At 60.5% G+C, this 19268-nt stretch carries 15 protein-coding genes and 1 pseudogene; 10 read left to right on the top strand and 6 right to left on the bottom strand.

Going from position 1 to position 19268, the window contains the following annotated elements; all coding sequences use genetic code 11:
* The first annotated feature begins 5 nt into the window (after positions 1 to 5).
* The 9 genes from murD (at position 6) to lpxC (ending at position 10472) form a co-directional block, all read left to right on the top strand.
* Positions 6 to 1352: a UDP-N-acetylmuramoyl-L-alanine--D-glutamate ligase gene (gene murD, locus CKW15_RS25170; RefSeq protein ID WP_095056967.1), complete on the top strand. Its 1347-nt coding sequence runs from the start codon at positions 6 to 8 to the stop codon at positions 1350 to 1352.
* Positions 1349 to 2566: a putative lipid II flippase FtsW gene (gene ftsW / locus CKW15_RS25165; protein WP_095056968.1), complete on the top strand. Its 1218-nt coding sequence runs from the start codon at positions 1349 to 1351 to the stop codon at positions 2564 to 2566. Before murD ends, ftsW begins: the two co-directional genes overlap by 4 nt.
* Complete coding sequence (murG, locus tag CKW15_RS25160; RefSeq protein ID WP_095152878.1) at positions 2556 to 3626, top strand: undecaprenyldiphospho-muramoylpentapeptide beta-N-acetylglucosaminyltransferase; 1071 nt, start codon at positions 2556 to 2558, stop codon at positions 3624 to 3626. The genes ftsW and murG overlap by 11 nt, the downstream gene beginning before the upstream one ends.
* Entirely contained in the window at positions 3619 to 5079 is a 1461-nt protein-coding gene (gene murC / locus CKW15_RS25155) for a UDP-N-acetylmuramate--L-alanine ligase (protein WP_095056970.1), read from the top strand. The genes murG and murC overlap by 8 nt, the downstream gene beginning before the upstream one ends.
* Positions 5076 to 6032: a D-alanine--D-alanine ligase gene (locus tag CKW15_RS25150; protein WP_095056971.1), complete on the top strand. Its 957-nt coding sequence runs from the start codon at positions 5076 to 5078 to the stop codon at positions 6030 to 6032. The genes murC and CKW15_RS25150 overlap by 4 nt, the downstream gene beginning before the upstream one ends.
* Positions 6033 to 6036: 4 nt before the next feature.
* Positions 6037 to 6906: a cell division protein FtsQ/DivIB gene (locus CKW15_RS25145; protein ID WP_095056972.1), complete on the top strand. Its 870-nt coding sequence runs from the start codon at positions 6037 to 6039 to the stop codon at positions 6904 to 6906.
* A gap of 15 nt (positions 6907 to 6921) precedes the next feature.
* Positions 6922 to 8181, top strand: coding sequence for a cell division protein FtsA (gene ftsA / locus CKW15_RS25140; protein WP_095056973.1), 1260 nt, complete (start codon positions 6922 to 6924; stop codon positions 8179 to 8181).
* Between the two features lie 73 nt (positions 8182 to 8254).
* Complete coding sequence (ftsZ, locus tag CKW15_RS25135; RefSeq protein ID WP_095056974.1) at positions 8255 to 9448, top strand: cell division protein FtsZ; 1194 nt, start codon at positions 8255 to 8257, stop codon at positions 9446 to 9448.
* A gap of 112 nt (positions 9449 to 9560) precedes the next feature.
* A complete protein-coding gene (gene lpxC, locus CKW15_RS25130) occupies positions 9561 to 10472 on the top strand; it encodes a UDP-3-O-acyl-N-acetylglucosamine deacetylase (RefSeq protein WP_053154975.1) in 912 nt (303 codons plus the stop codon).
* Between the two features lie 85 nt (positions 10473 to 10557).
* Here the strand turns inward: lpxC and CKW15_RS25125 are convergent, their stop codons facing one another.
* The 6 genes from CKW15_RS25125 to CKW15_RS25100 form a co-directional block, all read right to left on the bottom strand.
* Positions 10558 to 12060 carry a sensor domain-containing diguanylate cyclase gene (locus CKW15_RS25125; RefSeq protein ID WP_095056975.1) on the bottom strand — a complete coding sequence of 501 codons (1503 nt, stop codon included), beginning with the start codon at positions 12058 to 12060 and terminating at the stop codon, positions 10558 to 10560.
* A 245-nt stretch (positions 12061 to 12305) separates the two neighbouring features.
* Positions 12306 to 12527, bottom strand: a complete 222-nt coding sequence (locus CKW15_RS25120; protein ID WP_095057131.1) for a hypothetical protein — start codon at positions 12525 to 12527, stop codon at positions 12306 to 12308.
* A gap of 116 nt (positions 12528 to 12643) precedes the next feature.
* Positions 12644 to 14008 (bottom strand): heavy metal sensor histidine kinase, encoded by a 1365-nt coding sequence (locus CKW15_RS25115; protein WP_095056976.1) that lies wholly within the window; start codon positions 14006 to 14008, stop codon positions 12644 to 12646.
* Entirely contained in the window at positions 13998 to 14675 is a 678-nt protein-coding gene (locus CKW15_RS25110; protein WP_033056445.1) for a heavy metal response regulator transcription factor, read from the bottom strand. Before CKW15_RS25110 ends, CKW15_RS25115 begins: the two co-directional genes overlap by 11 nt.
* An 8-nt stretch (positions 14676 to 14683) precedes the next feature.
* A complete protein-coding gene (locus tag CKW15_RS25105; RefSeq protein WP_095056977.1) occupies positions 14684 to 17785 on the bottom strand; it encodes a multidrug efflux RND transporter permease subunit in 3102 nt (1033 codons plus the stop codon).
* Positions 17782 to 18942: an efflux RND transporter periplasmic adaptor subunit gene (locus CKW15_RS25100; RefSeq protein WP_095152877.1), complete on the bottom strand. Its 1161-nt coding sequence runs from the start codon at positions 18940 to 18942 to the stop codon at positions 17782 to 17784. Before CKW15_RS25100 ends, CKW15_RS25105 begins: the two co-directional genes overlap by 4 nt.
* Before the next feature lie 165 nt (positions 18943 to 19107).
* On the opposite strand from CKW15_RS25100, the pseudogene CKW15_RS25095 reads away from it, so the two are divergent.
* A pseudogene (locus CKW15_RS25095) lies at positions 19108 to 19268 on the top strand (IS256 family transposase); the annotation flags it as partial.

Below are 19268 nucleotides of genomic sequence, written 5' to 3'. Positions count from 1 at the left end.
AACTCGTGTCTCTGATCGCTTCTGACCACTTCCGCATCGTTGTCGGCCTCGGCAAGAGCGGCATGTCCCTGGTTCGCTTCCTGGCGAACCGGGGCGTGGCGTTTGCCGTGGCCGATACGCGGGAAAATCCACCGGAACTGGCCACGCTCAAGCGTGACTACCCGCATGTGGAAGTGCGTTGTGGCGAGCTGGACGTCGAATTCCTGTGCCGTGCCGACGAGCTCTACGTGAGCCCCGGTCTGGCGCTGGCGACCCCGGCCCTGCAGGCTGCCGCTGCCCGTGGCGTGAAATTGTCCGGTGACATCGAGCTGTTCGCGCGTCACGCGAAGGCGCCGATCGTGGCCATCAGCGGTTCCAATGCGAAAAGCACCGTGACCACCCTGGTCGGCGAGATGGCGGCTGCGGCCGGCAAGCGTGTCGCCGTGGGTGGCAACCTCGGTACGCCGGCGCTGGACTTGCTCAGCGACGACATCGAGTTGTACGTGATGGAACTGTCGAGTTTCCAACTGGAAACCACCGATCAGCTCAACGCCGAAGTGGCGACCGTGCTCAACGTCAGCGAAGACCACATGGACCGCTACAGCGGTCTGCCGGCCTATCACCTGGCCAAGCACCGGATCTTCCGTGGCGCCAAACAGTTCGTGGTCAACCGTCAGGATGCGCTGAGCCGTCCGCTGATGGGCGAGGGCCAGCCGTGCTGGACCTTCGGCTTGAGCAAACCCGACTTCAAGGCTTTCGGCATTCGCGAAGAAGATGGCGAGAAGTACCTGGCCTTCGAATTCCAGAACCTGATGCCGGTGCGCGAATTGAAGATTCGCGGTGCCCATAACCAGTCCAATGCGTTGGCAGCCCTGGCCCTGGGTCATGCGGTCGGCCTGCCGTTCGATGCCATGTTATCGAGCCTGCGCACGTTCGCCGGCCTTGAGCATCGCTGCCAGTGGGTCCGTGACCTCGATGGCGTGAGTTATTACAACGATTCCAAAGCCACCAACGTTGGCGCCGCACTGGCAGCCATCGAAGGCCTGGGCGCGGACATCGACGGCAAGCTCGTGCTGATCGCCGGTGGCGATGGCAAGGGTGCCGAGTTCAAGGACCTGCGAGATCCGGTGGCGGCCAACTGCCGAGCCGTAATCCTGATGGGCCGCGACTCTGACAAGATCGGCGAGGCCATTGGCGATGGCGTACCGCTGATCCGTGTCGGTTCGCTGGCGGAAGCTGTCGAGCAATGCCGCGCCGTTGCCCTGCCGGGCGATGCCGTGCTGCTGTCGCCGGCCTGCGCCAGTTTTGACATGTTCAAAAATTACGAAGACCGTGGTCACCAGTTCGTCCGTGCAGTGGAGGATCTGGCATGAGCCTGAAAAACATCATCAAGCCGTATCCATCGCCGCTCATCACCGGACGTGGCATCGACCTCGATTTTCCGATGCTGGCCGGTTGCCTGACGTTACTCGGCCTGGGTCTGATCATGATCGCTTCGGCCTCCACCGAAGTGGGCGCGGTGCAATCAGGCAGTGCCCTGTATTACATGATGCGTCACCTTATTTATGTGGTGCTGGGCCTGGGTGCCTGCATTGTCACCATGATGATTCCGCTCGCCACCTGGCAACGCCTGGGTTGGCTGATGCTGCTGGGCGCGTTCGGTCTGCTGGTGATGGTGATCATTCCGGGGATCGGCCGTGAAGTGAACGGTTCGATGCGCTGGATCGGTTTCAGCTTCTTCAACGTTCAGCCATCCGAGATCGCCAAGGTGTTTGTGGTGATCTACCTCGCGGGCTATCTGGTGCGTCGCCAGAAAGAGGTGCGTGAAAGCTGGATGGGCTTCTTCAAGCCGTTCATCGTACTGCTGCCGATGGCAGGTCTGCTGCTGATGGAACCGGACTTTGGTGCCACCGTCGTGATGATGGGGGCGGCGGCGGCGATGCTGTTCCTTGGCGGCGTCGGGCTGTTCCGTTTCTCCCTGATGGTGGTGCTGGCCGTCGGCGCGGTGGTGGCGTTGATTCAAATGCAGCCGTATCGAATGGCGCGTCTGACCAACTTTGCCGACCCGTGGGCTGACCAGTTCGGCGCGGGCTATCAGTTGTCACAAGCACTGATCGCGTTTGGTCGCGGTGAGTGGCTGGGCGTGGGCCTGGGTAACAGCGTGCAGAAACAGTTCTACTTGCCGGAAGCCCACACCGACTTCGTGTTCTCGGTCCTGGCCGAAGAGCTGGGCGCCGTAGGTTCGCTGTGCACTGTCGCGTTGTTCGTGTTTGTCTGTATTCGTGGCATGTACATCGGCTTGTGGGCCGAGAAGGCCAAACAGTTCTTCGCGGCCTATGTGGCCTACGGTTTGTCGTTCCTGTGGATTGGTCAGTTCCTGATCAACATCGGTGTGAACGTCGGCCTGCTTCCGACTAAAGGCCTGACGCTGCCGTTCCTCAGTTATGGCGGTAGTTCGTTGGTGATCTGCTGTGCCTGTCTCGGCTTGTTGCTGCGCATTGAGTGGGAGAGTCGAACCCACCTGGGCAGTGAAGAGATGGAGTTCCATGAGAGCGACTTCGCCGAGGAGCCGAACCATGGGCGCTAACGTCTTGATCATGGCGGGCGGCACCGGTGGCCACGTGTTCCCGGCGCTGGCCTGTGCCCGCGAGTTCCAGGCGCGCGGTTACACCGTGCATTGGCTGGGCACACCGCGCGGCATTGAAAACGACCTGGTCCCGGCGGCCGGTATCGAGCTGCATCGGATCAACGCCAGTGGCTTGCGTGGCAAGGGCAAGTTGTCCCTGCTCAAGGCACCGTTCATGTTGCTGAAGTCGGTCTGGCAGGCGCGGGCGATCATTCGCCAGCTGAAGCCGGCCTGCGTGGTGGGTTTTGGCGGTTATGTGACCGGACCTGGAGGCGTTGCGGCCAAATTGACCGGCGTACCGGTGATCGTTCACGAGCAGAACGCCGTGGCCGGTACCGCCAATCGGTTGCTGGTGCCGTTGGCCGCTCGAGTCTGTGAAGCGTTCCCCGACACCTTTACCCTGTCGAACAGCCGTCGAACCACCGGTAACCCGGTGCGCACCGAGCTGTTCCTCGAAACACCGCGACCTGCCCTGGCCGGTCGCAAGGCGCGTTTGCTGATCCTGGGCGGAAGCCTTGGCGCAGAGCCGTTGAACAAGTTGCTGCCTGAAGCCCTGTCGCAAGTCGCCGTCGACTTGCGCCCGGACGTGTTCCATCAGGCCGGCAAAAACCACGATGAAGTGACCGCAGAGCGCTATCGCGCGGCTGGCGTCGAGGCGCAGGTGCAGCCCTTCATCAAAGACATGGCCCACGCCTATGGCTGGGCCGACCTGGTGGTCTGTCGCGCAGGCGCGCTGACCATCAGTGAACTGGCTGCTGCCGGTCTGCCCTCGATGCTGGTGCCTTTGCCCCATGCGATCGACGATCACCAGACCCGCAACGCCGATTATTTGGCCCGTGAAGGCGCAGCCTTCCTGATGCCGCAAAGAACGACTGGCGCAGCGGATCTTGCCGCTCGCCTGACAGAGGTCTTGATGCAACCACAACGACTCAACGATATGGCGACCGCGGCCCGCCGCCTGGCCAAACCCGATGCCACGCGCAACGTGGTCGATACCTGCCTGGAGGTGGCCCATGGTTGAGAATCAGAAAGCCATGCCGCAACCGGAAATGCGCCGCATCCGTCGCATCCACTTCGTCGGTATCGGCGGTGTGGGCATGTGCGGGATTGCTGAAGTGTTGTTGAACCTGGGCTATGAAGTGTCCGGTTCCGACTTGAAGGCTTCGCCGGTGACCGAGCGTCTGGAATCGTTCGGCGCACAAATCTTCATCGGCCACCGTGCCGAGAACGCTGCCTCCGCCGATGTGCTAGTGGTGTCGAGCGCCGTGAACACGTCCAACCCGGAAGTCGCCACCGCGCTGGAGCGCCGTATTCCGGTGGTGCCGCGTGCAGAAATGCTGGCTGAGCTGATGCGCTATCGCCACGGCATCGCCGTCGCCGGTACCCATGGCAAAACCACCACCACCAGCCTGATCGCTTCGGTGTTCGCTGCCGGTGGTCTGGACCCGACGTTCGTCATCGGTGGCCGTCTGAATGCCGCGGGCACCAATGCCCAGCTTGGCACCAGCCGCTACCTGATCGCCGAAGCCGACGAAAGCGATGCCAGCTTCCTGCACTTGCAGCCGCTGGTGGCTGTGGTCACCAACATCGACGCCGATCACATGGCGACCTACGGCGGCGACTTCAACAAACTGAAGAAAACCTTCGTCGAGTTCCTCCACAACCTGCCGTTCTACGGTCTGGCCGTGATGTGCCTGGACGATCCGGTGGTGCGTGAAATCCTGCCGCAGGTCAAGCGTCCGACCGTGACCTATGGCTTCGGCGACGACTGCGACGTGCGTGCGATCAATGTGCGCCAGCAAGGCATGCAAACCTTTTTCACCGTGCTGCGTCCGGACCGCGAACCGCTGGATGTTTCGGTGAACATGCCGGGCAACCACAACGTGCTCAATGCACTGGCAACCATCTGCATCGCCACGGATGAGGGTGTCAGCGATGAAGCCATTGTCCAGGGCCTGTCCGGGTTCCAGGGCGTCGGCCGACGCTTCCAGGTCTACGGCGAACTGCCGGTGGATGGCGGTAGCGTGATGCTGGTCGACGACTACGGTCACCACCCGACCGAGGTCGCCGCCGTGATCAAGGCCGTGCGCGGTGGCTGGCCGGAGCGCCGCCTGGTGATGATTTACCAGCCGCACCGCTACAGCCGCACCCGCGACCTGTACGACGATTTCGTCAATGTGCTGGCCGATGCCAACGTGCTGCTGTTGATGGAAGTCTACCCGGCGGGTGAAGAACCGATTCCGGGTGCCGACAGCCGCAAGCTGTGCAACAGCATCCGCCAGCGCGGCCAGCTCGACCCGATCTACATCGAACGCGGTGTCGACCTCGCGCCTGTGGTCAAGCCGTTGCTGCGTGCCGGTGACATCCTGCTGTGCCAGGGCGCCGGTGATATCGGCGGTCTTGCACCGAAATTGTTGAAAAGTGAGCTGTTTGCCGGTGCCGTTGCCGCACCGGTTGAGGGGAAGTTGAAATGACTGTTGCCTACGCCAATCTCGTCTCCACCGTTGCGCCGAAAGACTTCGGCCGTGTCGCCGTGCTGTTCGGTGGCAAGAGTGCCGAGCGCGAAGTGTCCCTGAAGTCCGGCAACGCTGTGCTCGACGCGCTGCAAAGCGCCGGTGTGGACGCGTTCGGCCTCGACGTGGGCGATGACCTGCTGCAGCGTCTGCTGAGCGAAAAAATCGACCGTGCTTTCATCATCCTCCACGGTCGTGGCGGTGAAGACGGCAGCATGCAGGGCCTGCTCGAATGCCTGGGCATTCCGTACACCGGCAGCGGCATCCTCGCTTCGGCACTGGCCATGGACAAGCTGCGCACCAAGCAGGTCTGGCACAGCCTGGGCATTCCGACGCCACGTCACGCGGTACTGACCAGCGAAGCCGATTGTATTTCGGCGGCGACGGAACTGGGCTTCCCTTTGATCGTCAAACCGGCCCATGAAGGTTCAAGTATCGGGATGGCCAAAGTGAGTTCCGCGTCCGAGTTGATCGACGCATGGAAAGCGGCCAGTACCTACGATTCGCAAGTGTTGGTCGAGCAATGGATTCAAGGTCCGGAGTTCACCATCGCCACCCTGCGTGACCAGGTGTTGCCTCCAATTGCCCTGGGCACGACGCACAGTTTCTACGACTACGACGCCAAGTACATCGCCAACGATACCCAGTACCGCATTCCGTGCGGGCTGGACAGCGCCAAGGAAAAGGAACTCATGGACCTCACGGCGAAAGCCTGCGAGGCGCTGGGTATCGCCGGTTGGGGCAGGGCAGACGTGATGCAGGACGCCGACGGGCAGTTCTGGTTCCTGGAAGTCAACACCGCACCGGGCATGACCGATCACAGCCTGGTGCCGATGGCGGCCCGTGCTGCCGGTCTGGATTTTCAGCAATTGGTTCTGGCCATTCTGGCAGCCAGTGTTGAGGTAAGAGGTTAAGACCATGCAAGGCGCTCAGCTCAGACATCAGCCTACCGCACCGACCGGCCGCAAGCCGGTGCCGCGGGGTGCCAGCCGTATGGTGGCCAAAGAGCCGATGTCTGCGCGCCTGCCGAAAGCCAACTTTGGTTTTCTCAAAGCGTTGTTCTGGCCAGTGCTGTTGGTCGCGCTGGGGTATGGCACCTACGAAGGCGCGCAGCGATTGCTGCCTTACGCCGACCGGCCGATCACCAGGATCAACGTGCAGGGCGACTTGAGTTACATCAGCCAGCAAGCGGTGCAGCAGCGGATCGCGCCATTCGTGGCGTCGAGCTTCTTCACCATTGACCTGGCGAGCATGCGCACCGAGCTGGAAACGATGCCGTGGATTGCCCACGCCGAAGTGCGTCGGGTGTGGCCGGATCAAGTGGTGATCCGCCTGGAAGAACAACTGCCGGTGGCCCGTTGGGGCGATGAGTCGCTGTTGAACAACCAGGGCCAGGCCTTCACCCCGCGCGAGCTGGCGAACTATGAACACCTGCCACAGCTGTTCGGCCCACAGCGGGCTCAGCAGCAAGTGATGCAGCAATACCAAGTGCTGAGCCAGATGCTCAGACCCATGGGTTTCTCGATTGCACGCCTGGAGCTGCGCGAACGCGGCAGCTGGTTCCTGACCACCGGCCCTGGCAGCGCGGGCCCTGGAATCGAACTGCTGCTGGGGCGCGGCAAGCTGGTGGAAAAGATGCGCCGCTTCATTGCCATCTATGACAAGACGCTTAAAGAACAGATTACGAACATTGCGCGCATCGATCTGCGCTACGCCAACGGCCTTGCTGTTGGCTGGCGGGAACCGGTAGCGCCCACGGCAGCCCAACCCGCTGTCGCGAAGAATTAAGAAGAGGCAGGACCCATGGCAAACGTGCAAAGCGGCAAAATGATCGTCGGTCTCGATATCGGCACCTCCAAGGTGGTGGCGCTGGTAGGCGAGGTCGCGGACGACGGCACGCTGGAAATCGTCGGGATCGGCACCCATCCGTCCCGCGGCCTGAAAAAAGGCGTGGTAGTGAACATCGAGTCCACTGTGCAATCGATCCAGCGCGCGATCGAAGAAGCACAGCTGATGGCGGGTTGCCGCATTCACTCGGCATTCGTCGGCGTGGCCGGCAATCACATCCGCAGCCTGAACTCCCACGGCATCGTGGCGATTCGTGATCGCGAAGTCAGCTCCGCCGACCTTGAGCGCGTACTCGACGCCGCCCAGGCCGTGGCGATCCCGGCTGACCAGCGTGTGCTGCACACCCTGCCACAGGATTACGTGATCGATAACCAGGAAGGCGTTCGTGAGCCACTGGGCATGTCCGGCGTGCGTCTGGAAGCCAAGGTTCACGTGGTCACCTGCGCCGTCAACGCTGCGCAAAACATTGAAAAATGTGTGCGTCGCTGCGGTCTGGAAATTGACGACATCATTCTTGAGCAACTCGCTTCGGCGTACTCGGTACTGACCGACGACGAGAAAGAGCTGGGCGTGTGCCTGGTGGACATCGGTGGCGGCACCACCGACATCGCGATCTTCACCGAAGGTGCGATCCGTCACACCGCCGTGATCCCGATTGCGGGCGATCAGGTGACCAACGACATCGCCATGGCGTTGCGCACTCCGACCCAGTACGCCGAAGAAATCAAGATTCGCTATGCCTGCGCCCTGGCCAAACTGGCCGGTGCCGGTGAAACCATCAAGGTGCCAAGCGTTGGCGACCGTCCTCCGCGCGAACTGTCCCGCCAGGCCCTGGCCGAAGTGGTTGAGCCGCGTTACGACGAACTGTTCACCCTGATCCAGGCCGAGCTGCGTCGCAGCGGCTACGAAGACCTGATTCCGGCCGGCATCGTGCTGACCGGCGGTACCGCGAAGATGGAAGGCGCCACTGAACTGGCCGAGGAAATCTTCCACATGCCGGTGCGCCTGGGCGTGCCTCATGGCGTCAAGGGCCTGGATGACGTGGTCCGCAACCCGATTTACTCCACAGGCGTTGGCCTGTTGATGTACGGCCTGCAGAAACAGTCCGACGGCATTTCGTTCTCGGGCATCGGCAGCCGCGACAGCTACAGCAACGAAGACCCACAGGCGCCGCTGCTGGACCGCCTGAAGAAGTGGGTCCAGGGCAATTTTTAAAGCTTTACCGCAACACCGTAATACCGAAGCACGCAGTAGGCGAAAAAACTAGAGAAATGAAAGGAGAGGGAAAATGTTCGAACTCGTAGACAACATCCCCGCAAGCCCGGTAATCAAAGTTATCGGTGTCGGCGGTGGCGGCGGCAACGCTGTCAACCATATGGTCAAGAGCAACATTGAAGGCGTCGAATTCATCTGCGCCAACACTGATGCCCAGGCGCTGAAAAGCATCAGCGCGCGGACCATCCTGCAACTGGGTACCGGCGTGACCAAAGGTCTGGGTGCCGGTGCCAACCCTGAAGTAGGTCGTCAGGCCGCTCTCGAAGACCGTGAGCGCATTGCCGAAGTCCTGCAGGGCACCAACATGGTGTTCATCACCACGGGCATGGGCGGAGGTACCGGTACCGGTGCTGCGCCGATCATTGCCGAAGTGGCCAAGGAAATGGGGATCCTCACCGTTGCGGTCGTGACCCGTCCGTTCCCGTTCGAAGGCCGCAAGCGTATGCAGCTGGCCGACGAAGGTATCCGTCTGCTGTCTGAAAGCGTCGACTCGTTGATCACCATTCCCAACGAGAAGCTGCTGACCATCCTCGGTAAGGACGCCAGCCTGCTGTCGGCTTTCGCCAAGGCGGACGATGTACTGGCCGGTGCCGTTCGCGGTATCTCCGACATCATCAAGCGTCCGGGTATGATCAACGTCGACTTTGCCGACGTTCGTACCGTGATGAGCGAAATGGGCATGGCGATGATGGGCACTGGCTGCGCCAGCGGTCCGAACCGTGCACGCGAAGCCACCGAAGCGGCCATTCGCAACCCGTTGCTCGAAGACGTGAACCTGCAAGGCGCTCGCGGCATCCTGGTGAACATCACCGCCGGTCCTGACCTGTCCCTGGGTGAGTACTCCGACGTGGGTAGCATCATCGAGGCGTTCGCATCCGAGCACGCGATGGTCAAGGTCGGTACCGTTATCGATCCGGACATGCGCGACGAGCTGCACGTGACTGTCGTTGCCACCGGTCTTGGCGCTAAAATCGAGAAGCCTGTGAAGGTCATCGACAATACCGTTCACACTTCGATGGCTCCACAGCCACAACAACAGGCCCCTGTTCGTCAGGAAGCTCCAGCGGTGAATTACCGTGACCTGGACCGTCCGACCGTCATGCGCAACCAGGCTCAGGCCGGTGCTGCGACTGCCGCGAAGATGAATCCACAAGATGATCTGGATTACCTGGACATCCCGGCATTCCTGCGTCGTCAGGCCGATTGATGAAATGTATCAGGGCTATGAAGGTGATTGGTGTTCAGCAAAGGCATGGTCTGCTATCATCGCCAGCCTTTGTTGATACCAGTTCGCAATTTGCGCTGAAGCGGCCCAAGCCATGATTAAACAACGCACACTGAAAAATATTATCCGTGCCACAGGTGTAGGTCTGCACTCCGGGGAGAAGGTATACCTGACCCTCAAGCCTGCGCCGATCGACACCGGCATCGTCTTTCGCCGTAACGACCTCGATCCAGTGGTCGAGATCCCGGCGCGTGCGGCCAATGTCGGCGAGACAACCATGTCGACGACGCTGGTCAACGGTGACGTAAAAGTGGACACGGTGGAGCACTTGCTCTCGGCCATGGCTGGCCTGGGCATCGATAACGCCTACGTCGAGCTCTCCGCGTCCGAAGTTCCGATCATGGATGGCAGCGCTGGACCCTTCGTATTTCTGATTCAGTCGGCAGGCCTGGAAGAACAGGACGCCGCCAAGAAATTCATCCGCATCCTGCGTGAAGTGACAGTGGAAGATGGCGACAAGCGCGCCACTTTCGTCCCTTTCGAAGGTTTCAAGGTGAGCTTCGAGATCGACTTCGATCACCCGGTTTTCCGTGACCGCACCCAAAGTGCAAGCGTGGATTTTTCCAGCACTTCGTTCGTTAAAGAAGTCAGCCGCGCCCGTACCTTTGGTTTCATGAGTGACATCGAGTACCTGCGCAAGCACAACCTCGCACTCGGCGGCAGTGTTGAGAACGCAATTGTGGTTGACGCTGATGGCGTACTGAACGAAGACGGCCTTCGCTATGAAGACGAATTCGTGAAGCACAAGATCCTCGACGCAATTGGTGACCTCTACCTGCTGGGCAATAGCCTGATTGGTGAGTTCAAGGGCTTCAAGTCCGGCCACGCACTGAACAACCAGCTGCTGCGCAAATTGATTGAGCAGACAGATGCCTGGGAAGTCGTGACGTTCGAAGACGCCAGCACCGCACCAATTTCTTACATGCGCCCTGTTGCGGCCGTGTAAGTAAAAAACCTCTCTAGTTTTTTAAGGGCTACCTTCGGGTGGCCTTTTTTTATGTCTGCATGAATCAGAAGATCCAGCGATCTTTTCAGCTGGCGCACACCACCCGATTCCGCCCGCCTTCCTTGGCCTGATACAGCGCCTTGTCCGCGCTGAACAGCAACTGCTCCAGGCTGATCTCGCTGGCCGATGTGCAGGTGGCGATACCGATGCTGACCGTCATTGGTGATTGAGGGGCGCCTGCCACTGGCATGTTCTGGACCGCTTCCCGGATCTGCTCGGCGATCTGCCGTGCACCTTCACTGTCGGTTTCAGCCAGGATCACCGAAAACTCCTCGCCACCGTAGCGGGCCACCAGGTCCGTGGGGCGATGGACATGGGTGCGGATAACATCGGCCAACGCCCGCAGGGCTTCGTCGCCTGCCTGATGGCCATGCTGATCATTGAAAGCCTTGAAGTGATCGGCATCGATCATCAGCAACGACAAGGGCTTGCCGGAACGTTGTGCACGAAACCATTCATGGCTCAGCGCATGATCGAGGGTTCGACGGTTGGCAACGCCGGTCAGGGCATCGGTGGCGGCCAATTGCGCCAGATCCTGCTCGGCCTGGTGCCGCAAACGCAGTTCGCGGCAAAGCAACCAGGTCAGCCACAAGAGGCCAATGCACAGGACACCGGTTGCGCCGCTGATCACCCATGCCGTGCGCTTCCAGGTGGCGAATACTTCATCGAGGGACAGTGCGACGATGACGGTCAACGGCAGATTACCGACCCGGGAAAAGGTGTACAGGCGCCGTTGGAAATCGACGCTAGACACGCTGTTGAAGTTGCCATTGCGCGCTTGCAATATCCTGACGACATTGGGGTTGCTGGCGAAACTCTTGCCGATCAAGTTTTCTTTCAGATAAGGCTTCTGCGCCAGGAGAATGCCATCGTCATTGATGATGGCCAGTGCACTGCCGGTACCGATGTCCAGACTGTTGAAGAGTTGATCGAAATAGCTCATGCGCATCGAGGCCACCGCAACACCCAGAAACTCACCCGTGGGCGAGGCAATGCGTCGGCTGAAACTAATGCGCCATTCATCTTTTTCTTCACATTCGCAGCGGGGTTTGAACGGTCGGCTGATGAACATGCCGGTGTCGTGGTTGAAGGCATGGGCGAGGAAATAGTCGCGATCGGCGAAATTGGCCGGTTTGGGCTCGATCAACGACGAGTCGGCCAATACCTCGCCATGCTTGTCCAGCAACAGGATGTCGCCTTTGTAACGCGCGGTGGTGGAGCGGTCGAACAGCACCAGATGGCGAATCTGCGCAGACACCTGTTTCAGATCGTCCCGTTGCGCGGCCGCGATCAGTCCTTGCAGTATCAGATCGTAAAGCTCCACCGTGCGCAGCACATCGGCGTCGATCAGTTGCGCAATGGTCGTGGCGCTGCGGGTAGCAGCCTGCTGGGCGTTGGTGTGTTCGCGAATCAGCAGGAACGTGACAATGCACAGGATTGCGATAACCGTCAGGGAGCTGCCGAGGATCACCATGATCTCCGGTCGACCGGTATTGCCTGAAACATGCGGGAGGCGGTTTGCGGTCATAGGGCGGGTATCTGTTGGAGGGACTGTGTAAGCGTAGTTCCATTAGCGTAATAACTGAATGATTCGGCCTCGGTGCCAGGAGGGTTGATCCATTGCAAAGGGCGTGAGTGATCATCGTTACAGCCCACGCAATGAAACGGTGAAGCCAGCATAAAAAAAGCCGCTGACAGCAGCGGCTTGAAGACAACTTTTCAAAGGGAAGAGCCGATGGAAAGTGTCGAGGGAAACGGGAGCGATGCGCGCAATCAGCTGTCTTTTTCGGTTTGCTGGGTTTGAATGCGCAACGCTTGTGCTGCCTGGGTGGCCTCAGGGGTTTTGGCTGTCATCTCGATTTGCTGTGCCTCGAAGGCGGCGGCGCGCGTGGCGTTTTGCGTGACGAACGTCTGCGACTCCTCCGCGAAGGCCAATGGCGACAGGAACAAAGAAGACAAAACAAAAGCGCTGGCAATACCCATACGGTTGGACATCGTTAAAACCTTCTTGCTTGGCAAGTGCTGTTTGGTGCGGGCAAAGATAAGGAGGTCGGAGGTTTTGAAAAAGAGCGGATTCATGAAAGGACTGTTACAGCAGAAGCAAAGATCGCTCAGACAGGCAGGTGAATGCCGAAGGTATTCATGCCCTGGTCGCTGCGCACAAACACATCGCCGCCATGCATCAGCGCAATCGCCTTGACGATGGCCAGTCCCAACCCATGGTTGTGGCCGCTGTTGCTGCGCGACGCATCGACCCGGTAGAAGCGTTCGAACAGGCGCGGTAGATGTTCACGGTCAATCGGCGATCCGGGGTTGGCCACGCCGATGCTGACTTGATGCTCACCCACCTCGATCCGCACTTGAATCACTTGCCCGGGCGCGGTGTGTTGCACAGCGTTGTTCAGCAGATTGATCAGCGCCCGACGCAGGTGAGCGATCTCGATCTGCACGTGCGCATCGCCACTGACCTCGACTTGAACCTGGGCATCTTCAAGGATGAAGTCCAGGTATTCCAAGGTCGTCGCCACTTCATCGGCCAGCGATGTAGAGGTCAGTTTGGTCGCCTTGCTGCCCTGATCGGCGCTGGCCAGGAACAGCATGTCGTTGATGATTGAACGCAGTCGTTCCAGTTCTTCGAGGTTCGATTGCAGCACTTCGAAATAGTGCTCGGCGGAGCGGCCGCGGGTCAGCGCGACCTGGGTCTGGCCAATCAGGTTGGTCAGCGGTGAGCGCAGCTCATGGGCCACGTCGGCATTGAAGGACTCGAGGCGCGAGTAGGCCTGTTCGACCCGTTCCAGCGTCGAGTTGAATGACTTGACGAACTGATCGAGTTCCGGCGGCAACGGCGACAGCCGCAAGCGCCCCGAGCGCAAGGGCGGTGCCAGGCGTTGGGCTTCCTGGGACAGTTTGATCAACGGCTGGAGCCCGATTCGCGCCACCCAGTAACCCAGCGCCGAGGCCATCAGCACGCCAATGATCGCCAGGCTGATCAGGGCAATCAGCAACTGGTGTTGCGTGTGGAAAAACGTCTCGGTGTCGATGCCGATCATGAAACGCAGCGGCGGGCGATGATCCTTGGCCGGAAACTCGCTGACCAGCACTTTCATCGGGTAGGGCTGGTCTGGCAACTGCAGGTCGCGCATGCCCAGCGGTCCCTCGGCGAAGGTGCGGATCGACGGTGTAGGGTTGCCATATTCATAGTGCGGATCGCCGCTGGTGATCCAGAAACTGATGCGCTTGTCTTCTTCACCCAGCAGCTTGAGTTTGTTGTTGATCTTCACCCAATGCTCGGGCGTGCCGTAACGGCCGACGGTGGATTCAAGCACGCTGTAGCGCGCATCCAGCTCAGCTTCGGGCAGCAAACCCAGGCCTTTATCGACCTCTTGGTACAGCGCCCAACCAATCAACAGAAAGACCAAAAGCGCCACCAGCGTAAACATCCCGCTCAGGCGCAGCGCAATGCTGTTACTGGACACCACGGCTCTCCAGCACATAACCCATGCCGCGAATGGTGTGCAGCAGTTTCTCTTCGAACGGCCCGTCGAGTTTGGCCCGCAGGCGTTTGATCGCGACTTCGACGACGTTGGCGTCGCTGTCGAAATTGATGTCCCAGACCATTTCGGCGATGGCGGTTTTCGAGAGAATTTCCCCTTGCCGACGGGCCAGCACGCTGAGCAGCGAAAACTCCTTGGCGGTCAGGTCCAGGCGGGTGCCGGCGCGGGTGGCCTTGCGGCTGATCAAATCTATCCACAGGTCGGCGATGCTCACTTGCACCGGTTCATGGCCGCCGCTGCGGCGGGTCAGCGCTTGCAGACGCGCCACCAGTTCAAGGAAGGAAAACGGTTTGCCGAGGTAATCATCGGCACCATCGCGCAGGCCTTTGATGCGGTCTTCGACGCGCTCGCGGGCGGTGAGCATGATCACCGGGGTTTGCTTGCGCGCACGCAGGGCACGCAGTACGCCGAAGCCGTCGAGGCCCGGCAGCATCACGTCGAGGACGATCACCGCGTAGTCGCTTTCCAGCGCCAGGTGCAGGCCTTCGACCCCGTCGCGGGCCAGGTCTACGGTGTAACCCTGTTCCGTCAGGCCGCGGTGCAGATAGTCCGCGGTTTTTTCTTCGTCTTCGATAATCAGAACGCGCATGACCCGCCTCAGTCTGTGGTCGCCAGCGCCGCAACCGGCGTTGGTTTAGGTCGATGAAATAGCCGCTCAAGCCACAAGTAGATGACCGGCGTGGTGAACAACGTCAGGGCCTGGCTTACCAGCAAGCCGCCGACCACCGCGATCCCCAGCGGTTGGCGCAACTCGGCGCCAGTGCCGTAACCGAGCATCAATGGCAGTGCGCCGAGGAGTGCGGCGAGGGTGGTCATGATGATCGGCCGGAAGCGAGTAATACAGGCCTTGAAGATCGCCTCTTCCGGCGACAAGCCGCCGTTGCGCTGCGCTTCGAGGGCGAAGTCGATCATCAGGATGCCGTTCTTCTTGACGATACCGATCAGCAGCACCAGCCCGATCAGGGCCATGATCGAAAAGTCCTGGCCGCAAATCCACAGCATGATCACCGCGCCCAGGCCTGCCGAGGGCAAGGTCGAAATGATCGTCAGCGGATGCACGAAGCTCTCATAGAGCACGCCCAGAATGATGTACACCGCCACCAGCGCCGCCAGGATCAGCCACGGCTGACTGGCCAGCGAACTCTGGAACGCCTGGGCCGCGCCCTGGAAATTGCCGCTGATCGCCGCCGGCATGCCGATGTCGGCCTTGGCCTGGTTGAGCATGATCACCGCATCACCCAACGCCACGCCGGGCGCCAGATTGAACGACAGGTTGGCGGCCGGGAACATGCCGTCGTGGGCGATGGACAACGGGCCGATGGTCGGAGCATCGAACTTGGCCAGGGCCGACAGCGGCACCATTTCTCCGCTCAGGGGCGAGCGCAGGTAGAAATAGTTGAGGCTTTCGGCCTTGCCGCGCTGTTTGGTGTCCAGCTCAAGAATCACGTTGTACTGGTTGACCTGTGTCTGGAACTCGTTGATCTGCCGCTGACCGAACGCGTCATACAGCGCTTCGTCGACATCGCTGGCGGTCAGGCCGAAACGGGCAGCGGCGCTGCGGTCGATGCTGATGTGGGTGATGCTGCCGCCCAGTTGCAGGTCGTTGGAAATGTCGCGGAATGCCGGGTTGCCGCGCAGTTTTTCCGTCAGGCGCTGGGTCCAGGTGCTGAGTGTCGCGCCGTCGTTGCTCTTGATCACGTACTGGTATTGGGCACGGCTCGGGCCGGAGCTGAGGTTGATGTCCTGACCGGCACGCAGATACAGCACAATGCCCGGGACTTTCATCAGTTGCGGGCGAATCCGGTCGATGAATTCGCTGGCCGAGACATCACGGTCGCCACGTTTTTTCAGGGCAATCCAGAAGCGGCCATTGGCGATGGTCTGGTTGCTGCCCGAGACGCCGACCGAGTGGGAAAAGGACTGCACAGCTGGATCGGCGGCGACGATTTCTGCCATCGCCAAGTGTTTTTTCACCATGTCGCCGTAGGAGATGTCGGCGGCAGCTTCGGTGGTGCCAAGGACGAAACCGGTGTCCTGGATCGGAAAGAAGCCTTTAGGGATGAAGATGTAACCGGCAACTGCCAGGCCCAACGAGAGACCAAACACACCGATCATGAATTTCTGGTGAGCGAGTGCACGGTGCAGGCCTTTTTCGTACCACGCCAACAGGCGATCGCCGAAGCCCGGTTTGTCGTGGGCGTGATGCACCGGCGCACGCATGAACAACGCGGCCAGGGTCGGCGCCAACGTCAGGGACACCACCACCGAAATCAGGATGGTCGAGGTGGCGGTCAGGGCGAACTCCTTGAACAACCGACCGACCACGCCGCCCATGAACAGCAGCGGAATGAACGCCGCCACCAGCGAGAAGCTGATCGACACCACGGTGAAGCCGATTTCACCGGCGCCCTTGATCGCCGCCTCGCGCATGTCGTCGCCGGCTTCGAGATGGCGGTGGATGTTTTCCACCACCACGATCGCATCGTCGACCACAAACCCCACGGCCACCACGATCGCCACCAGCGTCAGGTTGTTCAGGCTGAAGCCCATCACATACATCAGCGCAAAACTGGCGATCAACGACACACCGAGCACCGCCGACACAATCAGCGTGGCCGACAGTTGGCGCAGGAACAACGCCATCACCGCCACCACCAGCATCACAGCGATCAGCAAAGTGATTTCCACCTCATGCAGCGAGGCGCGGATGGTTTGGGTCCGGTCGATCAACACCTTGACCTGCACCGAGGCCGGCAACATCGCTTGCAGCGCCGGCAGCGCAGCCTGGATGCGATCCACGGTCTCGACGATGTTGGCGCCCGGCTGGCGAAAGATCACCAGGTTGACGCCCGGTTGCGAACCCGCCCACGCCTGCACGTAGGCATCTTCCGAGCCGTTGACGACTTTGGCGACATCCTTGAGGTGAACCGGGGCGCCGTCCTTGTAGGAAACGATCAACTGGCTGTATTCGTCAGGGTGGAACAGTTGATCATTGGTCGAAAGCGTTGAAATGCTCGACTCGCCGTACAGCGCACCTTTGGCCAGGTTGAGGCTGGTCTGCTGGATCGCCAGGCGAATGTCCGCGAGAGTCAGGCCGATGGCAGCGAGTTTGTCGGCGGACACCTGAACGCGAATTGCCGGACGTTGCTGACCGGTAATCGACACCTGTCCTACACCGTCGACCTGGCTGAGCTGACGGGACAGCAACGTTTCCGTCAGGTCGCTGAGTTCCGGGCCGGGCATCAGCGACGAGTTGACGGATAGGATCAGCACCGGGCTGTCGGCCGGGTTGACCTTGCGCCAGGTCGGCAGGTTCGGCATGTCCTTGGGCAACTTGCCGGAAGCGGTGTTGATCGCCGCCTGAACTTCCTGGGCGGCGGTGTCGATGCTTTTCTCGAGGGTGAATTGCAGGGTCAGGATGGTCGAGCCGAGCGCGCTGCTCGACGTCATCTGCGTCACACCGGGGATGGCACTGAATTGCACTTCCAGGGGCGTGGCCACCGACGACGCCATGGTTTCCGGGCTGGCGCCGGGCAGTTGCGCCGCCACCTGGATGGTCGGGAATTCCGCTTCCGGCAGCGGTGCGATGGGCAGGCGCGGGAAGGCAATCGCGCCCAGCAGCACCAACGCAAAGGTCAGCAGGATAGTCGCGACGGGGTGATCGATGCACCACGCGGAAATCGAGCCATGACCTTTCATGGCGTCGGCTCCGATTGCACCACCTGCGGCGGATCGGTCAGCACTTGAACCACCGAGCCGGGTTTGAGACGCGACTGGCCATCGCTGACCAGTTGATCGCCGGCCTGCACGCCTTTGATGATGTTCAGGCCGCTGTCCTGATAGACCATTTGCACCGCGACGGTTTCGACTTTGTCGCCCTTGAGGCGGTAAACGAAATGTTGATCGAGGCCACGCTGTACGACGTTGGGCGGTACGACCAGCGCATCTTTATCCAGTGCTGTCTGAATTTTTACCGTCACCAGCAGGCCCGGCCAGAGTTTCTGCCCGGCGTTGTCGAATTCAGCCTTGGCGCGGATGGTGCCGGTGTTGGCGTTGATCTGGTTGTCGATCAGGGTCATATGACCTTCGCCCAACAGGTTGCCGGTTTCGCCATCGGTGTCGGCCCCGATGTAGGCCTTGACCCGGGCGCGCTGCGGGTCGCTGATCAGGCTTTGCAGAGTCGGCAGCATTTGCTGCGGCAGGGAGAATTCCACGGCGATCGGGTCGATCTGGGTCACCGTGAACAGGCCCAGGGTGTCGGTCATGCGTAGGAAGTTGCCTTCATCCACGGTGCGAATGCCGACGCGACCGGTGACCGGGGAGCGAATCTGTGTGTAGGACAACTGCACCTGAGCGGCATCGATTGAAGCCTGATTGCCTTGGGCGGTGGCTTTGAGCTGGTTGACCAGGGCTTGTTGCTGGTCGTAGGTCTGCTTGGAAACACCGTCGTCGACGCTCAGCAGTTTGTAGCGCTGGAGGTTGACCAGTGCGACTTGCAGTTGTGCCTGGCTTTCACCGAGTTGTGCCCGGGCCTGGTCGAGGTTGGCGCGGATCGAGCGGTCGTCGATGGTGGCCAGCAGGTCGCCTTTCTTCACCAATTGGCCTTCCTTGACCATGATTCTGGTGAGGATGCCGTCGATTTGCGGGCGGACCACGACGCTGTGCAGGGACAGGACCGAGCCGATGCCGCTGACGAAACGCGGCACGTCCTTTTCGGTGACGCTGACGATGCGTACGGGGATGGCGGTGGGGGTGGCGAGTTTGGTTTTTTCCGGTTTGGTGGCGTACCACAGGCCCAGCGCTGCCAGGAGGATCAGGAGGGCGACGAGCAGGGCGGGTTTTTGCTGGATTCGCATGCGAGTGGGGCGCCGGGGCTGGGTGGTCGGTAGGAGGGTAAGGTAGTTTCCTTTATAAACCTGTTTGCTGGTCAGGAGGGTGACTGCTAACTGACGGCGCTGTCAGTTTGGCTGGGGGTGTCAGAAATTTTGTGTTCGGGCATAACATGAGTAAGAGGTGCATGTATGCCAACCAAAAAGAAACCCGCGTTGCGAGAACTACCGAAAATCCCGAAAGAGCTGCTCGAGCAATTCACCGATGGACCGATGACCGCTGAAGCCATTGAGGACGCCTCTGCGGCGTTCAAGAAGGCTTTGATCGAGCGAGCCCTCAGTGCTGAGCTTGG

It is taken from the genome of Pseudomonas sp. Irchel s3b5, assembly GCF_900187435.1.
Classification (GTDB): Bacteria; Pseudomonadota; Gammaproteobacteria; order Pseudomonadales; family Pseudomonadaceae; genus Aquipseudomonas.
This window is presented reverse-complemented; position numbering and strand designations above follow the sequence as displayed.